Here is a 16,512-nt window from a genome sequence, read left to right as displayed (position 1 = left end):
CGGAGTGCTGGTCGCGCTGACCACGTTGACCTCGGGAGCCAGCGCCATCGGACGCCACGACGACGCGGGCCGCTTCGACCGGCCGCAACAGGGCTTCGCCGCGCCGTGGACGACCCTGCGCGACGGACGGCCGCAGGAGGTCAACCTCGACCCGGCGCCGATCAAGGCCGCCGAGGACTTCCTCGCGAGCTGGACGAAGCCGGACGCCACCGGGCACCCGCACTTCTCCGGCGCGGTCGGCCTGCTGGCCCACGACGGCGTGGTCGTCGACCGGTACTCCGTCGGCGGCGCGGTGCGGTACGCCGACGCCGCGGGCACCGAGCTGCCCGCCGGCCAGCAGGTCCCGATGCGCAACGACACCATCTTCGACATGGCGTCGATCTCGAAGCTGTTCACCTCGATCGCCGTGCTGCAGCTCGTCGAACGCGGCCAGCTCACCATCGACACCCCGGTGAGCCGGTTCTTCCCGGAGTTCGCCACCGGCGACAAGGCCGCCATCACCGTCAAGATGCTGCTCACGCACGTGTCCGGGTTCGACGCCGACCCGATCCCGTCGCTGTGGGCCGGCTACCCGGACATCCCTTCGCGCCGGCAGGCCGTGCTCGACAGCCCGCTGAAGAACAAGCCGGGCACGACCTACCTCTACTCCGACATCAACCTGCTCACCCTCGGCTTCATCGTCGAGAAGCTGACCGGGCAGTCGCTGGACAAGGTCGTCCACGACCGGATCACCGCGCCGCTGGGCATGGTCGACACCGGGTACAACCCGCCCGCGTCGAAGCTGAACCGCGTCGCCGCGACCGAGTACGAGGCCAACCCGCCGCGCGGGATGGTGCGCGGCAGCGTGCACGACGAGAACGCGTGGTCGCTCGGCGGCGTCGCCGGGCACGCCGGGGTGTTCAGCACCGCGAACGACATGGCGGTCCTCGCCCAGACGATGCTCAACGGCGGCAGCTACCGCGGGCACCGGATCCTCGGCGAGGACACCGTGCGCCAGATGATGCTGACGAACTACAACCAGCAGTTCCCGGACGACGCGCACGGCCTGGGCTTCGAACTCGACCAGCCCTGGTACATGGGCGCGCTGGCCTCGCCGGTCTCCGCCGGGCACACCGGCTTCACCGGGACGACGCTGGTCATCGACCCCGAGTCACGCTCCTTCGCCATCCTGCTGACCAACCGCGTGCACCCGAGCCGGAGCTGGGGCTCGATCAACACCGCGCGCCAGGTGTGGGCGACGTCGCTGGCCCGGGCCATGGCCGTGAAACCCGAGGTCGGGAAGGACGCGTGGACGAGCACGCTGGGTAACGCGAGCGCGGCCACGCTGAGTACTCGCCCATTTACTACACAAAGTGATCAAGCACGGGCGTCCTTCTACGCCTTCGTGGACACCGAGGGAAGCACTGATCCATTACAGCTGCAGGCCTCCACCGACGGGGTGAACTGGCAACCGATCGCGCTATCGGTTTCCGGGCCGGGCGCACCCTCCGGAGATGTGACGTCGCTCTCCGGGCACGGACACCGTGCCTGGTGGAAGGCGAGCGGCACGCTGCCCCAGGGCGCTTCGGTGAGCCTCCGATGGCGTTACAGCACCGACCCGAACTACACGGGCCGCGGTGTTTCGGTCGACGGTGTGAAAGTCACCGAGAGCGGCCGATCACTCCTCGACGGTGAACGGAACCCGGCCGCTTTCGTCGCAGAGGGTTGGCAGTTGAGCGCAAGGTGACCGTGCTGTCGCTCATCGTCGAACTTTCGGCCGAATTAACCGTCCCCTTGCCGTTTGCGTCGCGACACTAAGTTGCCAAGTCGTTAGCTTGACCTCGTTAACAAGAGCGACCTGGTTGGCGACTTTCTGGTCAGTGATTAATCGCAAATCCAGATCCGCAGACACGGACGGGTTGCGATCCGACCGAAGGGTGTGGGTAGCCTTGTCGCAGATGCCAACGGTTAGTAACTTTCCGACGGTGAGTGATACCGAATCCGTAGTCGGCACGGCACCGTCCGAGCCCGTATCGGTCCAGACGACCGTGCGAGACGCCGACGCCAGCCCGCTGGTGCGGATCCGGTCTCTGCTCCCCGGTCTGGCCCGCGCCGAGCAGCGCGTGGCGAAGGTGGTGCTGGAAGATCCCGCGCAGGTCGCGAGACGCAGCATCACCGAAGTCGCTTTGGCGGCGAACACGAGTGAAACGACGGTGACGCGCTTCTGCAAGGCGGTCGGCGTCGGCGGGTACCCGCAGCTGCGCATCGCGCTGGCCGCGGACACCGCTCGCACCGAGGCGCGCACCACGCGCAACCTCGGCGGCGAGATCGGCCCGGAGGACGACCTGGCCGCCGTGATCGGCAAGGTCAGCTTCGCCGACGCGCGCGCCGTCGAAGAGACGGCCGACCAGCTCGACGTCGCCACGCTGGAGCGCGTGATCGAGGTCGTCGCGAACGCCGGCCGCGTGGACGTCTACGGCGTGGGCGCCAGCGCGTTCGTCGCCGCGGACCTGCAGCAGAAGCTGCACCGCATCGGCCGCGTGTGCTTCTCGTGGTCGGACACGCACATCATGCTGACCTCGGCCGCGGTGCTGAGCCCCGGTGACGTCGCGATCGGCGTCTCGCACACCGGTGCGACCACCGACACCGTCGAGGCGCTGCGGGTGGCCCGCGAGCACGGCGCGATCACCATCGCCGTGACGAACTTCCCGCGGTCCCCGATCACCGAGGTCGCCGACTACGTCTTGACCACGGCCGCCCGGGAAACCACGTTCCGTTCGGGGGCGACGGCGAGCCGCATCGCCCAGCTCACCGTGATCGACTGCCTGTTCATCGGCGTCGCGCAGCGGCACATGGACGCTTCGGTCAACGCTCTGGACGCCACCCGGGACGCGGTCGGCTCGCACCGCTTGGGGGTCAGGCCTGACGGACGGCGTCGTCCGCGGGAAACCGGCAAGTAATGACGGAAAAAGTGAGGCGCATGATGACCGTCCCCACGCAGGCGGTGCACGTCGATTCGCCGACCGAAACCCGCAATCCCCGCACCACGGACATCGACCTGATGTCCACGGCGGGGATCCTGGGCGCGATCAACGCCGAGGACCGCACAGTCCCCGGCGCCGTCGCCGCGGTGCTGCCCCAGGTGGCACGCGCGGTGGACTACGCGGTGGACGCCCTGCGGGCCGGTGGCCGGGTGCACTACGTCGGCGCGGGGACGTCCGGGCGCCTGGCCACGCTGGACGCGGCCGAACTGGTGCCGACGTTCAACGTGCCGGCGGACTGGTTCATCGCGCACCACGCCGGCGGCGAGCGCGCGCTGCGCCAGGCCGTCGAAAACGCGGAGGACGACGACGGGGCCGGTGCGGCCGAGATGGCCGCCATGGTCCAGCCGGGCGACTTCGTGCTGGGGCTGACGGCGTCGGGCAGGACGCCGTACGTCTTGGGCGCGCTGCTGGCCGCGTCGCGCCAGGGCGCCCGCACCGGACTGGTGTCGGGCAACCCGAAGGCCGCCAAGCCGGCGGGCGTCGACGTGCTGATCGCCGTCGACACCGGCCCGGAGGCGATCGCCGGGTCGACCCGGATGAAGGCGGGCACGGCGCAGAAGATGATCCTCACGTCGTTCTCCACGGCGACGATGATCAAGCTGGGCCGGACCTACTCCAACCTGATGGTCAGCATGCGGGCCACCAACGCGAAGCTGCGCGGCCGGACTATCCGGATCCTGCAGGAAGCCACCGGCATGACGATGGCGGACTGCTCGGACGCGCTCACCGAGGCCGGGGGCGACCTCAAGGTGGCGCTGGTGCACCTGCTCTCCGGGGAGGACGTCAAGAGCGCGGCAAAGGCGCTGCACGCGTCCGGCGGGCACGTGCGGAAGGCGTTGGATCTGGTGCGCGTGCGCGCCAGCTAAAGCTGATTGCCGTTCATCTGTTCACCTGTCTAATCTCTCAGATGAGAGAAGGCGGGTGGCGATGGCGGGCACGGAAGAGGACTCGCGGCGCGGCCTTTCGCGCCGCGAGTGGGTGTCCATCGGCGGGATGGCGGGGTTCATCCTGCTCCTCAACGTCGTGGGCTGGGTGGTGCTGGCGGCCTTCGTCGCTCCTCACCACTACGCCCTGGGCACGACGGGCGTGTTCGGCATCGGGCTGGGCGTCACGGCGTTCACGCTCGGCATGCGGCACGCGTTCGACGCCGACCACATCGCCGCGATCGACAACACCACCCGCAAGCTGATGGCCGACGGCCAGCGCCCGCTGTCGGTCGGGTTCTGGTTTTCGCTCGGGCACTCGACGATCGTCTTCGCGCTGTGCCTCCTGCTGTCCCTCGGCGTCCGTGCGCTGGCCGGCCAGGTCGAGGACGGCTCCTCGGCGTTGCACGAGGCCACCGGCCTCATCGGCACGTCGGTGTCCGGCGTGTTCCTGTACGTGATCGCGATCCTCAACTTCGTCGTGCTGGTCGGCATCCTGCGGGTGTTCCGGCGGATGCGTCACGGCGAGTTCGACGAGGCCGCGCTCGAACGTCAGCTCGACAACCGCGGCGTGCTGAACCGGCTGCTGCGCGGCACGACGAAGGCCGTGCGCAAGCCGTGGCACATCTACCCCGTCGGCGTGCTGTTCGGGCTGGGCTTCGACACCGCGACCGAAATCGGCCTGCTGGTGCTCGCCGCGGGCGCCGCCACGTTCGCCCTGCCCTGGTACGCGATCCTCGTGCTGCCGATCCTGTTCGCCGCCGGGATGAGCCTATTCGACACCGTGGACGGCTGCTTCATGAACTTCGCCTACGGCTGGGCGTTCGCAAAGCCGGTGCGCAAGATCTTCTACAACATCACGGTGACGACGCTGTCCGTCGCGGTCGCGTTCGTCATCGGCACGATCGAGCTCGTGTCGATCCTGACCGAGAAGCTGGACATCACCTCGGGTCCGCTGGCGGTGATCGCGTCGGTGAACCTGGACTACGTCGGCTTCGGGATCGTCGGGCTGTTCGTGCTGACGTGGGTCGTCGCGCTCGCGGTGTGGCGGTTCGGGCGGATCGAAGAGAAGTGGTCGGCGAAGCTGTCCGGTTAGCCCCTGCTCGGTCAAGAAGCCGCGTCGGAAATACTCTTCGCTTCGCGCGCACCCGCTTCGAACGCCTCGCAACAGAAGAGCAGCCACGCACGTACGCCTTCGGGCGTCCCGCTCGCGAATCCTTCAGCCGCTTCGAGATAACGAGGCACCCGGCGGAAGAACGCGACTTCGGGAATGCTCAAGGCTTTCGGGTCCAGGCCCGTGGCGACCATCGTCAACCTCGCTGCGGCCCGGGCGACGACGCCGTCCGCGCTGCCGAAAGGCTTGAGCGCCAACAGTTCTCCGTGCACGACCGCCGTCAGGACGGGTCCCGGAACGGACGACGCGCCCGTCACGAGCTGGGCGAGCAGTTCGAGGCGGCCGCCGCCGGAATGCGGGCGCCCCAACGCATCCGGGTCTTCCACCAGGTCCGCCGCCGCCAATACGTGCATGCGGGCCAACGCCTGCATCGGCGCTCGGCGCCACGTCGGGAGCAGCGTTTCCAACGTCTCCGCGACGCGCAGCGCGCCGGCGAGGATCGGGTCCGCGACCGCGCCGTCGGCGGGCAGCTCCGGGTTGGCGCCCTCGATCCCGGCGGACGCGCGGGCGGCCCGCACCGACGCTTCGGCCGCGGTCGCCGCCCCGCCGCGCAGGTTCGCGGGCAGGCGGTGCACCGCGAACACGGCGTCCTGCGCGGACTTCGCGGCCGCCGCGACGCCTTCGAGGTCGAGGAGGGGCTTGAGCGGATCAGGCATCGAGCACCTGGCCTTCGCGGGAGACCACGGGCGGCAGCACCGACCACGGGAAGTTGATCCAGCGGTCGGTGTGCCGCCAGACGTATTCGCATTTGACCGTCGAGTGCGGCTTCTCGTAGACGACGGCCGAGCGCACCTCGGCGACGTGCTCGACGCAGAAGTCGCGCACCAGCTTGAGCGTGGCGCCGGTGTCGGCGACGTCGTCGGCGATCAGCACCTTCTTGCTCGTCAGGTCGACGACGTTGGGCACCGGCGGCAGCATCACCGGGAGGTCGAGGCGCTGGTCGACGCCGGTGTAGAACTCGACGTTCATGACGTGCAGGTTCTTCACGTCGAGCGCGTAGCCGAGCGCGCCGGCGACGAACAGCCCGCCGCGCGCGATGGACAGGATGAGGTCCGGCGCGAAGCCGTCGTCGGCGATGGTGTGAGCCAGTTCACGGCTCGCGGTGCCGAACAGCTCCCAGCTCAGCTCTTCCCGCTCTTCGGCCATCGATCTCGCCCTTCGTCGTGGTCCGCCGAGCATAGGCAACGCCGAAGTGGCCTGCGGAAATGCTCGGAAATTGGCTATAATGGAAAGCCATTTCCCGGCTTACGGTGATCACGTGAGCGACTGGAGCACCCGACCGACCCTGTCCGGCGAGCACGTCCGCCTGGAGCCGCTGACGCCCGAGCACGCCAAAGGGCTCTTCGAGGCCGGCAGCGACCCGGGCATCTGGGCGTGGCTCAGCATCCGGCAGCCGGGGGATCTTCCCGCCGCCGAGCGGATGGTCGAGCAGGCGCTCGCCGACCCCGGCCGCAGGCCGTTCGCGCAGATCGACGTCACTTCCGGGCGTGTCGCCGGGACGACGTCGTACTACCAGGTCGTCGAGCAGCACCGGATCCTCTCGATCGGGCACACGTGGATCGGCGCGGACTGGCAGCGCACCGGGCTGAACACCGAGTCGAAGCTGCTCCTGCTCACCCACGCGTTCGAAACCCTTGACGCGCAACGGGTCTGCTGGGAGACGGACATCCGCAACCTGCGCTCGCAACGCGCCATCGAACGGCTTGGCGCGCTTCGCGAAGGTGTGCTGCGGGCGCACCGGATCCGGCCGGACGGGTCGTCGCGCGACACGGTCACCTATTCGATGCTGGCGCCGGAGTGGCCCGCGGCGAAGGCGCGGCTGAACGAACGCTTAGTCACCGGGGCTCGCCTGCCACGGTGAAACCACAGGGCAACGTGGGTGCAACCTTTTACAAGGCGGACTAACGTCGCTAGCGTGCCGCTAGCCGTCATGTCGGCGCACTACAGGAGGCCTTGCAACCATGACCGAGCAGTCCCCAGCCCTGGACAACCTGCTCACCGAGAGCCGCACGTTCCCGCCCGGCGACGAATTCGCTGGCCAGGCCAACGCGAAGGCCGATCTCTACGCCGAGGCGGACGCCGATCGCGAAGCGTTCTGGGCGAAGCAGGCGGAGCGGCTGACGTGGGACACGAAGTGGACCACGGTACTGGACTGGACCAATGCGCCGTTCGCGAAGTGGTTCGTCGGCGGCAAGCTGAACGTCGCGTACAACTGCGTCGACCGGCACGTCGAGTCCGGGCACGGCGACCAGGTCGCGATCCACTGGGTCGGCGAGCCGGGTGACACGCGGGACATCACCTACGCCGAGCTGAAGACCGAGGTTTCCAAGGCCGCCAACGCACTCGCGTCCCTCGGCGTCACCGCCGGTGACGTCGTCGCGATCCAGCTGCAGATGGTCCCCGAGGCCATCTTCGCGATGCTCGCGTGCGCGCGGATCGGCGCGCTGCACAACGTCGTCTTCGGCGGCTTCTCGCCGACGGCACTGCGGGCCCGCGTCGACGACGCCGCCGCGAAGGTCGTGATCACCTCCGACGGCCAGTTCCGCCGTGGCAAGGCCGCGCCGATGAAGGCCAACGTCGACGAAGCGCTCGAAGGCGCCAGGACCGTCGAGAAGGTCATCGTCGTCAAGCGCACGGGCGACAAGCTCGAAGGCGACGTCCCGTGGACCGCCGAGCGCGACCTCTGGTGGCACGAGCTCGTCGACGGACAGTCCGAAGAGCACACTCCCGAGGCGTTCGACAGCGAGCACCCGCTGTTCATCCTCTACACGTCCGGGACGACCGGGAAGCCCAAGGGCATCCTGCACACCTCCGGCGGCTACCTGACGCAGACGGCGTACACGCACCACAACGTCTTCGACCACAAGGCCGGCGAGGACGTCTACTGGTGCACCGCCGACATCGGCTGGATCACCGGCCACAGCTACATCGTCTACGGCCCGCTCGCCAACCGCGTGACGCAGGTCGTCTACGAAGGCACGCCGAACACCCCGCACGAGGGCCGCCACTGGGAGATCGTCCAGAAGTACAAGGTCTCCCTCTACTACACCGCGCCGACGCTGATCCGCACCTTCATGAAGTGGGGCGCGGAAATCCCGGAGAAGTACGACCTGTCGTCGCTGCGGGTGCTGGGCTCGGTCGGCGAGCCGATCAACCCCGAGGCGTGGATCTGGTACCGCGAGAACATCGGCGCGGGCAAGACCCCGATCGTCGACACGTGGTGGCAGACCGAGACCGGCGCGATCATGATCTCGCCGCTGCCGGGCGTCACCTCGACCAAGCCGGGCTCCGCGCAGAAGGCACTGCCGGGGATCTCCGCGAAGGTCGTCGACGACCAAGGCGTCGAGGTCGGGCCCGGCGGTGGCGGGTACCTGGTGCTCGACAAGCCGTGGCCGTCGATGCTGCGAGGCGTCTGGGGCGACGAAGAGCGTTTCAAGGACACCTATTGGTCGCGCTTCAAGGACCAGGGCTTCTACTTCGCCGGCGACGGCGCGAAGTACGACAACGACGGCGACGTCTGGCTGCTGGGCCGCGTCGACGACGTGATGAACGTGTCCGGCCACCGCATCTCGACGACCGAGGTCGAGTCGGCGCTGGTCTCGCACCCGACGGTGGCCGAGGCCGCGGTCGTCGGCGCGACCGACCCGACGACCGGGCAGGGCATCGTCGCGTTCGTCATCCTGCGCGGCAACGCGGTCGACGGCGGCGAGGAGGCCATCCAGGCGCTGCGCAACCACGTCGCGAAGGAGATCGGGCCGATCGCGAAGCCGCGCCAGATCATGGTCGTGCCGGAGCTGCCGAAGACGCGCTCGGGCAAGATCATGCGCCGCCTGCTGCGCGACGTCGCGGAGAACCGGCAGGTCGGCGACGTCACCACGCTGGCCGACTCGTCGGTGATGGACCTGATCTCGTCGGGCCTGAAGTCGGGCAAGTCCGAGGAGTGAGCTAGCGTCTCCTGCGTCAGGGCCCTTCCGGAAGCTTTCGGTCCGGGAGGGCTCTGTCATGACACCCCGAGTGGCGCGGCTCGAACGCATGTTCTACGCTGTGCCGCGAACCACACCCCCTTCCCGGGCAAGGAGACGACACGACGATGACCGTGGATGTCCTGACGCACGACGAGGAAACGGCCGAGGCCCCGGCGAGCACCGAGGCGCCGGCCACCGACGTTCCCGCCGCCGAGGCGACGACCGTCACCGAGTCCGCGTCCCCGGCCGCTTCGGAAAGCCCGGCTGAGCCGGTCGCCGAGGAGGCCCCCAAGCCGAAGCGCGGCCGCCCGAAGGGTGCGGCGACGGCGTCGACGGCGAAGAAGACCCGCACGGTCGAGCTGATCCTCACCGTCACCGGCACGGCCGACGGCGAGTGGCAGGCCGAGCTGAAGAACGGCTCCAAGTGGGTCGCGAAGGGCCTGGAGATCCCCGCCGCCGCGGTGTCGCGCGCGGCGAAGGAGCTGCACTCCGACCTGTCCGGCCCGATCGACGAGGTGATCAACCAGGCCCGCGAAGCGCAGGCCGCGAAGGTCGCCGCGCTGGAGGCCGAGCTCGAGAAGGCCAAGCAGGCCCTCGCCGAGCTGGACGCCTGAGCACCACTCCAGGCTGAGCCTGTTTCCGGGAGGCGCCCGGTTCCGCGTTGGCGGGGCCGGGCGTTTCCGCTTTTCAGGCGATCGGCGGCCGCCTCGGCAGGGGTGACTTGAACTCCACCCACATGGCGTCCGTCAGCGCCTCGACGTGGTGGGCCACCCCGCGCGCGTGCAGCACCGAATTCCCCGGTTCCAGCACCGCCTCGACGCCGTCCACCGCGCCCCGCAGCTTGCCCGACAGGACGTACACGATGCTGTCGTGGTCGTGCGAGTGCGTGGGTGAAGACACCCCCGCCGGGTAGTGGATCAAATACGCCAGGCCGCTCTCCGCCGTCTCCAGCTGCCGGAACCGGCCCTCACCGCCCCGGAGCGGCAGGCCCTCCACCGTCTTCAGCGGCTGCCACACTTGCTCGTCCATGCCGCCCATGATGACCCAGAACCGCCGAGTCCACACAGGACCGCTTAGGTAAGGCATGTGTTAATTAGGCGAACCTGATCCAAACGGGAGGTCTCGCCACGATTCTCGGTTCGTGTTTCACTGGTCTCGTGACGGAAATGATTGACGGTGATGCCGTGCAGCACGCCCACGAACCGCACGAGGGTGTGGGCGGGAAGCTGAACTGGCTGCGGGCCGGGGTTCTCGGGGCGAACGACGGGATCGTGTCGGTCGCCGGCATCGTCGTCGGCGTGGCCGGCGCGACCACCGAAAGCACCACGATCCTCACCGCCGGAATCGCCGGGCTCGTCGCCGGCGCCTTTTCCATGGCCGGCGGTGAATACGTCTCCGTGAGCACCCAGCGCGACACCGAGCAGGCGCTGATCCGGCTGGAAAAGCACGAGCTCAAGACGATGCCGGAGGCCGAGGAGCGCGAGCTCGCCGGGATCTACGAGGAGAAAGGGCTTTCGCCCGAGCTGGCCGCCCAGGTCGCGCGCGAACTGACCGAAAAGGACGCGCTGCAGGCGCACGCGGAGGCCGAGCTCGGCATCGACCCGGGCAACCTGACCAGCCCGTGGCAGGCGGCGTGGGCGTCGCTGGTCGCGTTCTCGGTCGGCGCGCTGCTGCCGATCCTCTCCATCGCCTGGGCCAGTGTCTCGCTGCGGGTCTGGGCGTGCGCCGCCGCGGTCGTCGTCGGCCTCACGCTGACCGGGCTGATCAGCGCGAGGCTCGGCGACGCGAAGGTGGGGCGCGCGATCCTCCGCAACGTCGGCGTCGGCGCCCTCACCATGGTGGTGACCTACTTCGTCGGGGTGATCTTCGGAGTCACCCTCGGCTAGTGTCGCGCGACTGAGGTCGCGGCGGCTGGTCCGACGACATGAATGAGTCATTCACGTCGTCGGACGAGGTGAATGAGTCATTCACTGCATCGCGGCCGCACCGAACGTCGACAACTTGCCACGCGCGACACTAGTGGACGCCCTTCATCAGCTTGCGGATGAAGGGGATGCCCAGGAACAGCAGGATGCCGACGCCGATGGCGACCCCGCCGACCGTGCTGAAGTACGGCGCTTCGTCGTCGACGGAGTAGTACTCGGCGAGCTTGCCGGACATCGCCGTGCCGAACGAGATCGACAGGAAGTTCAGCGCGACCATCTGCGTCCGGAACGCCTCCGGCGCGAGCTTCGTCGACAGCGACAGCCCGACCGGTGAGAGGCACAGCTCCGCGATCGTGAAGACGAACAGGATGCCGACCATCGCGAGCATCGGGCTGGCGTTCTTGCCGCTGCCCACCATCGGCAGGAACAGCAGGAACGCCGCGCCCATCAGCACCGTGCCGAGGACGAACTTCATCGGCGTCGACGGCTGGCGTGGGCCGAGCTTCGTCCACAGCGCCGCCAGCACCGGGGCGAACACGATGATGAACACCGGGTTGATCGAGTTGACCCACGACACCGGCATCTCCCAGCCGAACAGGGTCCGGTTCAGCCGCTGGTCGGTGTAGGCCGCGACGACCGTGAACTGCTGCTGGTACAGCGAGAAGAACACCGCGCTGGCGATGAACATCGGGATGAACGAGAAGACCCGGCTGCGCTCGTCGCCGGTGATCTTGCGGCTGGTCAGGATGACGAGGAAGTAGATCACCGAGATCACCCCGACCACCCAGACGACGACGTCGGCGAGGTTGCCCGGGTTGACGACGCCGGTCAGCACCAGCACCAGGACCGCGGCGACCAGCAGGACGGCGGCGCCGACGGCCAGCAGGCGCTGCGACGACGGCAGCGGGTTCGGCACCTCCTTGGCCTTCTCGCCGAGGTTCTTGCGGCCCACCGTGTACTGGATCAGCCCCAACGCCATGCCGATCGCGGCCAGGCCGAAGCCGAGGTGGAAGCCGACCTCGGTCTGCGCGAGCCCGGTCAGCAGCGGCCCGACGAAGCCACCCAGGTTGACGCCCATGTAGAAGATCGTGAAGCCGGCGTCGCGCCGCTCGTCCCCGTCGGCGTAGAGCGTGCCGACGATCGCCGTCGCGTTCGACTTCAGCCCGCCACTGCCGACCGCGACGCACACGAGGCCGACCCCGATGCCGGCCAGACCCGGCAGGAGCGCCAGGCTGACGTGGCCGATCATGATCAGCACGGCGCTGTAGAACAGGGTGCGTTCGGAACCGAGCAGCCGGTCGGCGACCCAGGCGCCGATGACGGCCGAGAGGTACACCAGCCCGCCGTACGCGCCGACGATGCCGAGCGCGGACTCCTGCGCCAGTCCCAGGCCGCCCTGTTCGACCTTGTAGTAGAGGTAGATCGGCAGGATGCCGAGCATCCCGTAGTAGGAGAAGCGCTCCCACATCTCCACGCCGAAGAGGTTCGCCAGCCCTCGTGGGTGCCCGAAGAACCTCGTGTCCTGCTGGACCTCGGTAGAGGTGCTCACAACTCTGTCTTCCTTTGTCTCGGACTTCGTTGTCGCTTCGCATGCTATGAGCACAACGAGTTACTTCACCACCGGTACCACCTGTGGTGACCGCCATAACGATCCGTGACGAAGAGGGATTAAAATACCGTCAAGGTGCGCCGGGAAGTCTGGTCGGCAAGAGTGACCATCGACCCCAGGAGCTGCCGTGCCCCGCCCGTTGACCGAGTTCGCGCGCTACCTGCGCACCGAAACCACCGGTGGGATCATCCTGCTGGCAGCGACCGCCGTCGCCTTGATCTGGGCCAACTCGCCGCTGCGGGATTCCTACCACGCGCTGCGGGACTTCCGGCTCGGTCCCGAATTCCTGCACCTGAACCTCACCCTCGGTGACTGGGCGAAGGACGGCTTGCTCGCACTGTTCTTCTTCGTCGCCGGACTGGAGCTCAAGCGTGAGCTCGTCATCGGCGAGCTGTCCCGGTTCAAGCAGGCGGTGCTGCCGGTCGTGGCCGCGATCGGCGGCATGGTCGTGCCCGCGGTCGTCGCGCTGGCCGTCGGCTGGGGGACGCCGGGCATCGACCGTGCCTGGGCGATCCCGGTCGCGACGGACATCGCGTTCGCGCTCGGCGTGCTGGCGCTGACCGCGTCGAACCTGCCCTCGAGCGCCCGGGTGTTCCTGCTGTCGCTGGCCGTGGTGGACGACCTCGGCGCGATCATCGTCATCGCGGTGCTGTTCACCACCGGCTTCGACCTGGTCGCGGTCGGCGTCGCCGTCGCCGCGCTCGCGCTGTACGCCTTCCTGCAGCACCGCCGGGTTCGGACGCCGTGGCTGTACGTGCCGCTCGCGCTGATCACCTGGGTCGCGGTGCACTCGGCGGGCGTCCACGCGACGATCGCCGGCGTCGCGCTGGGCCTGCTCACCCGCGTCCGCGCCGACGAAGGTGAGGGCGAAGCCCCGGCCCTGCGGCTCGAGCACCGGCTCCAGCCGTGGTCGGCGGCGGTGGCCGTACCCGTGTTCGCGCTGTTCGCGGCCGGGATCTCGGTCACCGGCGATTCGCTGGGCGCGGTCTTCACGACGGCGTTGCCGCTCGCGGTGCTCGCCGGGCTGCTCGGTGGCAAGGTCGTGGGGATCTTCGGCGCGAGCTTGCTCGCGGTGAAGCTCAAGGTGGCGGACAAGCCCCGGGGCATGGGCTGGCGCGACCTCGGCGCGTTGTCGCTGCTCGGCGGGGTCGGGTTCACGGTGAGCCTGCTGATCGCGGACCTCGCGCTGCCGGCGGAAACGAGCGAACTGGCGAAGGCGGCGGTGCTGATCGCGTCCGGGCTGGCGTCCCTGCTCGCCGCCGTGCTGCTCCTGCGTCGAAGCAAGGTGCACGCGGAAGCGGATTGATCGCCGACACTCGGCTAGTCCGCCGCGCCCGCTCCGAGGCGTCATGGCACGATGACCCGGTGAGCAGCCCCAAGCACGAACGCACCGGCCCCGACGGCGTGGGGGCCGTGCCTTACCTCCCGCTGTCCTCCGACACCGACGTCCCCGGCGACCAGTCGATCGGCAGGCTCGTCGGCGACGCGACCCAGCACATCTCGACCCTGGTCAGGGCCGAGATGGAGCTGGCGAAGTCCGAGCTCGTCGGGGAGGTGAAGAAGGGCCTCAAGGGGGCCGTCTACTTCCTGATCGCGCTGACCGTCCTCCTGTACAGCTCGTTCTTCTTCTTTTTCTTTCTGGCCGAAGGCTTCGCTGACTGGTTCCGGTCCCTCCACCGCTGGGGCGCGTTCGGCATCGTCTTCGTCGTGATGCTGCTGGTCGCGGTCGCGGCCGGGTTCCTCGGCTACCGCAAGGTGAAGAAGTTCAAGGCACCGGAGCGGACGATCGCCAGCGTCAAGGAGACCGCCGCCGCGCTGAAGCCGCAGAAGGCGCCCGACGCCGACCTGACCACCACGCGCGACTGAGGCGGTGCCCGCGTCCCCCGACCCGTCGAGCGTCCGGCTCGACGGCCCGTGGGCTCATCGCGACGTGTCCGCGAACGGCATCCGGCTGCACGTCGCCGAGCTCGGCGAGGGGCCCGTCGTGGTGCTGCTGCACGGGTTCGCCGAGTTCTGGTGGACCTGGCACCACCAGCTGCGGGCACTGGCCGATGCCGGGTTCCGTGCCGTCGCCGTCGACCTGCGCGGCTACGGCGACTCGGACAAGCCGCCGCGCGGCTACGACGCTTGGACGCTCGCCGGGGACGTCGGTGGCCTGATCAAGTCGCTCGGCGCGCGCCGGGCGCACCTCGTCGGGCACGCGTGGGGCGGCATGCTCGCCTGGACGGTCGCGTCCCTGCACCCCCGGCTCGTGTCGTCGGTGACGGCGATCGGTGCCGCCCACCCCCTGGCCCTGCGATCGTCGGCGGCCCGCCCGTGGCACGGACAGGGCCGCGCGGCCGGGCACCTGTTCCGCTTCCAGTTGCCGATGGCGCCGGAGAAGTGGCTCGTGAAGAACGACGCCCAGGCCGTGCAGGACCTGTTCGCCGGCTGGGCCGGGAGCCGCTGGCAGTCCACATCGGACTTCACCGACAGCGTCGGGACCTTCCGGCAGGCGATGCTCGTGCCCGGGGTCGCGCACAGCGCGCTCGAGTACTACCGCTGGGCGTTCCGCGCTCAGTTCCGGGGCGAAGGCCGCCGGTTCACCGACGCCGTCGGCGCCCGGATCACGGCGCCGACACTGCAGTTGCACGGCGCCGACGACACCTGCATCCTGCCCGAGACGGCGACGTCGTCGGTGCGCTGGGCGGGCCCGCACGCCGAGCCGGAGCTCTGGCCGGGCGTCGGGCACTTCCCCCACCTCGAGGCGCCGGAGCGCACCTCGGCGGCCCTCGCCGACTTCCTCAGCTGAGATCGATGGCGTTCTTCGCCCGCTCGATCGACTCCTCCGCCGGGCCGCCCGTCGGGTTCTCCGTGGCCAGCGCCTGGTTGAGCGCGACGAACGGCCGCATCCGGCGCTCGTAAGCCGCGAAGGCCGCTTCGTACTCCGCGCGGCCCAGCTCCTGGGCGAGGACGTACGCACCGACCAGGGCGAGGCTCGTTCCCTGTCCGGACAACGCCGAAGCGCAGTAGCCCGCGTCGCCGAGCAGCACGACCCGGCCCGCCGACCATCGGTCCAGGTGGATCTGCGCCATCGCGTCGAAGTAGAAGACGTCCGCGGCGGCCATCGCCTCCAAGAGCTTCGGCACCTCCCAGCCGACCCCGGCCAGCCGCTCGGCGATCAGCCGTTTCTGGCCTTTGAGGTCGTGGCGGGGCAGCGGGTCCGAGCCGAAGCCGAGGGTGACGCGCAGCTCGGTGTTGTCCCGGACCGGGTAGATCGCCCCGCCGGTCTCCTCGTGCCGGAACCAGACCTGCCAGTCCTCGAGGCCCAGGAAGTTCGGCGCCGGGAAGATCGCCAGGTACTGGCCGAGGTGGCGGGTGAACTCCTCTTCCGGCCCGAAGGCCAGCCGCCGGACCGCCGAGTGCAGGCCGTCCGCGCCGACGACCAGGTCGAACGTCCGGAAGCCGCCGCGCTCGAACTCGACGCGCACGCCGTGCGCCTCCTCCGTCACCGCCGTGACCGAGTCGCCGAAGACGTACTCGGCGTCGGTCGCCTCGTGCAGGATCGCGACGACGTCGTCGCGCAGGATCTCGAAGTCGTCGCTGTCCAGCCGGCCGCTGCTGTAGGTGAACTCCTCGGACCGGAACAGCTCCTGCCCGGCACCGTCCACCATGGACATCCCGCGCATGCGGGTCCGCACCGCGCGCATCCGCTCACCCAGGCCCATCCGGTCGACGACGTCGAGCGCGACACCGCGCACGTCGATCGCCTGGCCACCGGTGCGCGGGCCGGGCGCGCGCTCCACCACGGTCACGGCCCAGCCCGCCCGGGCCAGGAACCAGGCCAGGGTGCCGCCGGCGACACCGGCACCCGAGATCAGGACGTTTCGCATGTTCCCTCCAGAGTCGTACGC

General features: G+C 69.3%; 16 protein-coding genes. 11 read left to right on the top strand and 5 right to left on the bottom strand.

Annotation, left to right across the window (positions count from 1 at the left end; all coding sequences use genetic code 11):
• Positions 1-4: 4 nt before the first annotated feature.
• From QRX60_RS14425 to nicT, 4 genes are all read left to right on the top strand, one after another.
• Positions 5-1,726 (top strand): serine hydrolase, encoded by a 1,722-nt coding sequence (locus QRX60_RS14425; RefSeq protein WP_286003592.1) that lies wholly within the window; start codon positions 5-7, stop codon positions 1,724-1,726.
• Between the two features lie 238 nt (positions 1,727-1,964).
• Positions 1,965-2,939, top strand: a complete 975-nt coding sequence (locus tag QRX60_RS14420) for a MurR/RpiR family transcriptional regulator (protein ID WP_456298886.1) — start codon at positions 1,965-1,967, stop codon at positions 2,937-2,939.
• A 20-nt stretch (positions 2,940-2,959) separates the two neighbouring features.
• Positions 2,960-3,889: an N-acetylmuramic acid 6-phosphate etherase gene (locus QRX60_RS14415; protein WP_286001283.1), complete on the top strand. Its 930-nt coding sequence runs from the start codon at positions 2,960-2,962 to the stop codon at positions 3,887-3,889.
• A 61-nt stretch (positions 3,890-3,950) separates the two neighbouring features.
• Positions 3,951-5,042 carry a Nickel transporter NicT gene (gene nicT / locus QRX60_RS14410; protein ID WP_286001282.1) on the top strand — a complete coding sequence of 364 codons (1,092 nt, stop codon included), beginning with the start codon at positions 3,951-3,953 and terminating at the stop codon, positions 5,040-5,042.
• A gap of 11 nt (positions 5,043-5,053) precedes the next feature.
• Here nicT and QRX60_RS14405 read toward each other — a convergent pair whose 3' ends face one another.
• Both QRX60_RS14405 and QRX60_RS14400 read right to left on the bottom strand, forming a co-directional pair.
• Positions 5,054-5,776, bottom strand: a complete 723-nt coding sequence (locus QRX60_RS14405) for a Fic family protein (RefSeq protein ID WP_286001281.1) — start codon at positions 5,774-5,776, stop codon at positions 5,054-5,056.
• Positions 5,769-6,266: a phosphoribosyltransferase gene (locus QRX60_RS14400; protein ID WP_285477178.1), complete on the bottom strand. Its 498-nt coding sequence runs from the start codon at positions 6,264-6,266 to the stop codon at positions 5,769-5,771. The genes QRX60_RS14405 and QRX60_RS14400 overlap by 8 nt, the downstream gene beginning before the upstream one ends.
• Positions 6,267-6,378: 112 nt before the next feature.
• Here QRX60_RS14400 and QRX60_RS14395 point away from each other — a divergent pair, with 112 nt between their 5' ends.
• The 3 genes from QRX60_RS14395 (at position 6,379) to QRX60_RS14385 (ending at position 9,699) form a co-directional block, all read left to right on the top strand.
• On the top strand, positions 6,379-6,981 hold the full coding sequence (locus QRX60_RS14395; protein ID WP_286001280.1) for a GNAT family N-acetyltransferase: 603 nt from the start codon (positions 6,379-6,381) through the stop codon (positions 6,979-6,981).
• A gap of 100 nt (positions 6,982-7,081) precedes the next feature.
• The gene (gene acs / locus QRX60_RS14390) at positions 7,082-9,064 is read left to right on the top strand and encodes an acetate--CoA ligase (RefSeq protein WP_286001279.1); all 1,983 of its coding nucleotides are present in this window, start codon (positions 7,082-7,084) and stop codon (positions 9,062-9,064) included.
• A 146-nt stretch (positions 9,065-9,210) separates the two neighbouring features.
• Positions 9,211-9,699, top strand: a complete 489-nt coding sequence (locus QRX60_RS14385; RefSeq protein ID WP_286001278.1) for a DUF6319 family protein — start codon at positions 9,211-9,213, stop codon at positions 9,697-9,699.
• Positions 9,700-9,772: 73 nt separating this feature from the next.
• Here QRX60_RS14385 and QRX60_RS14380 read toward each other — a convergent pair whose 3' ends face one another.
• Positions 9,773-10,114, bottom strand: a complete 342-nt coding sequence (locus QRX60_RS14380) for a cupin domain-containing protein (RefSeq protein WP_286001277.1) — start codon at positions 10,112-10,114, stop codon at positions 9,773-9,775.
• Between the two features lie 137 nt (positions 10,115-10,251).
• Here QRX60_RS14380 and QRX60_RS14375 point away from each other — a divergent pair, with 137 nt between their 5' ends.
• The gene (locus QRX60_RS14375) at positions 10,252-10,971 is read left to right on the top strand and encodes a VIT1/CCC1 transporter family protein (RefSeq protein ID WP_286003590.1); all 720 of its coding nucleotides are present in this window, start codon (positions 10,252-10,254) and stop codon (positions 10,969-10,971) included.
• A 130-nt stretch (positions 10,972-11,101) separates the two neighbouring features.
• Here the strand turns inward: QRX60_RS14375 and QRX60_RS14370 are convergent, their stop codons facing one another.
• Positions 11,102-12,559: a peptide MFS transporter gene (locus tag QRX60_RS14370; protein ID WP_286001276.1), complete on the bottom strand. Its 1,458-nt coding sequence runs from the start codon at positions 12,557-12,559 to the stop codon at positions 11,102-11,104.
• A 187-nt stretch (positions 12,560-12,746) separates the two neighbouring features.
• On the opposite strand from QRX60_RS14370, the gene nhaA reads away from it, so the two are divergent.
• From nhaA to QRX60_RS14355, 3 genes are read left to right on the top strand one after another with little or no spacing between them, the layout of a single operon-like run.
• The gene (gene nhaA / locus QRX60_RS14365; RefSeq protein ID WP_286001275.1) at positions 12,747-13,925 is read left to right on the top strand and encodes a Na+/H+ antiporter NhaA; all 1,179 of its coding nucleotides are present in this window, start codon (positions 12,747-12,749) and stop codon (positions 13,923-13,925) included.
• 59 nt (positions 13,926-13,984) lie between these two features.
• On the top strand, positions 13,985-14,485 hold the full coding sequence (locus QRX60_RS14360; protein WP_286001274.1) for a phage holin family protein: 501 nt from the start codon (positions 13,985-13,987) through the stop codon (positions 14,483-14,485).
• Positions 14,486-14,489: 4 nt separating this feature from the next.
• Positions 14,490-15,410 (top strand): alpha/beta fold hydrolase, encoded by a 921-nt coding sequence (locus QRX60_RS14355; protein WP_286001273.1) that lies wholly within the window; start codon positions 14,490-14,492, stop codon positions 15,408-15,410.
• On the opposite strand, the gene QRX60_RS14350 is transcribed toward QRX60_RS14355, so the two are convergent.
• The gene (locus tag QRX60_RS14350; RefSeq protein WP_286001272.1) at positions 15,403-16,491 is read right to left on the bottom strand and encodes an FAD-dependent monooxygenase; all 1,089 of its coding nucleotides are present in this window, start codon (positions 16,489-16,491) and stop codon (positions 15,403-15,405) included. The genes QRX60_RS14355 and QRX60_RS14350 overlap by 8 nt on opposite strands.
• Between the last annotated feature and the right edge of the window lie 21 nt (positions 16,492-16,512).

This window comes from Amycolatopsis mongoliensis, assembly GCF_030285665.1.
In the GTDB taxonomy this organism is placed as follows: Bacteria; Actinomycetota; Actinomycetes; order Mycobacteriales; family Pseudonocardiaceae; genus Amycolatopsis; species Amycolatopsis mongoliensis.
The sequence above is the reverse complement of the archived record's forward strand: the minus strand, read 5'-3'. Positions and strand labels throughout refer to the sequence as shown.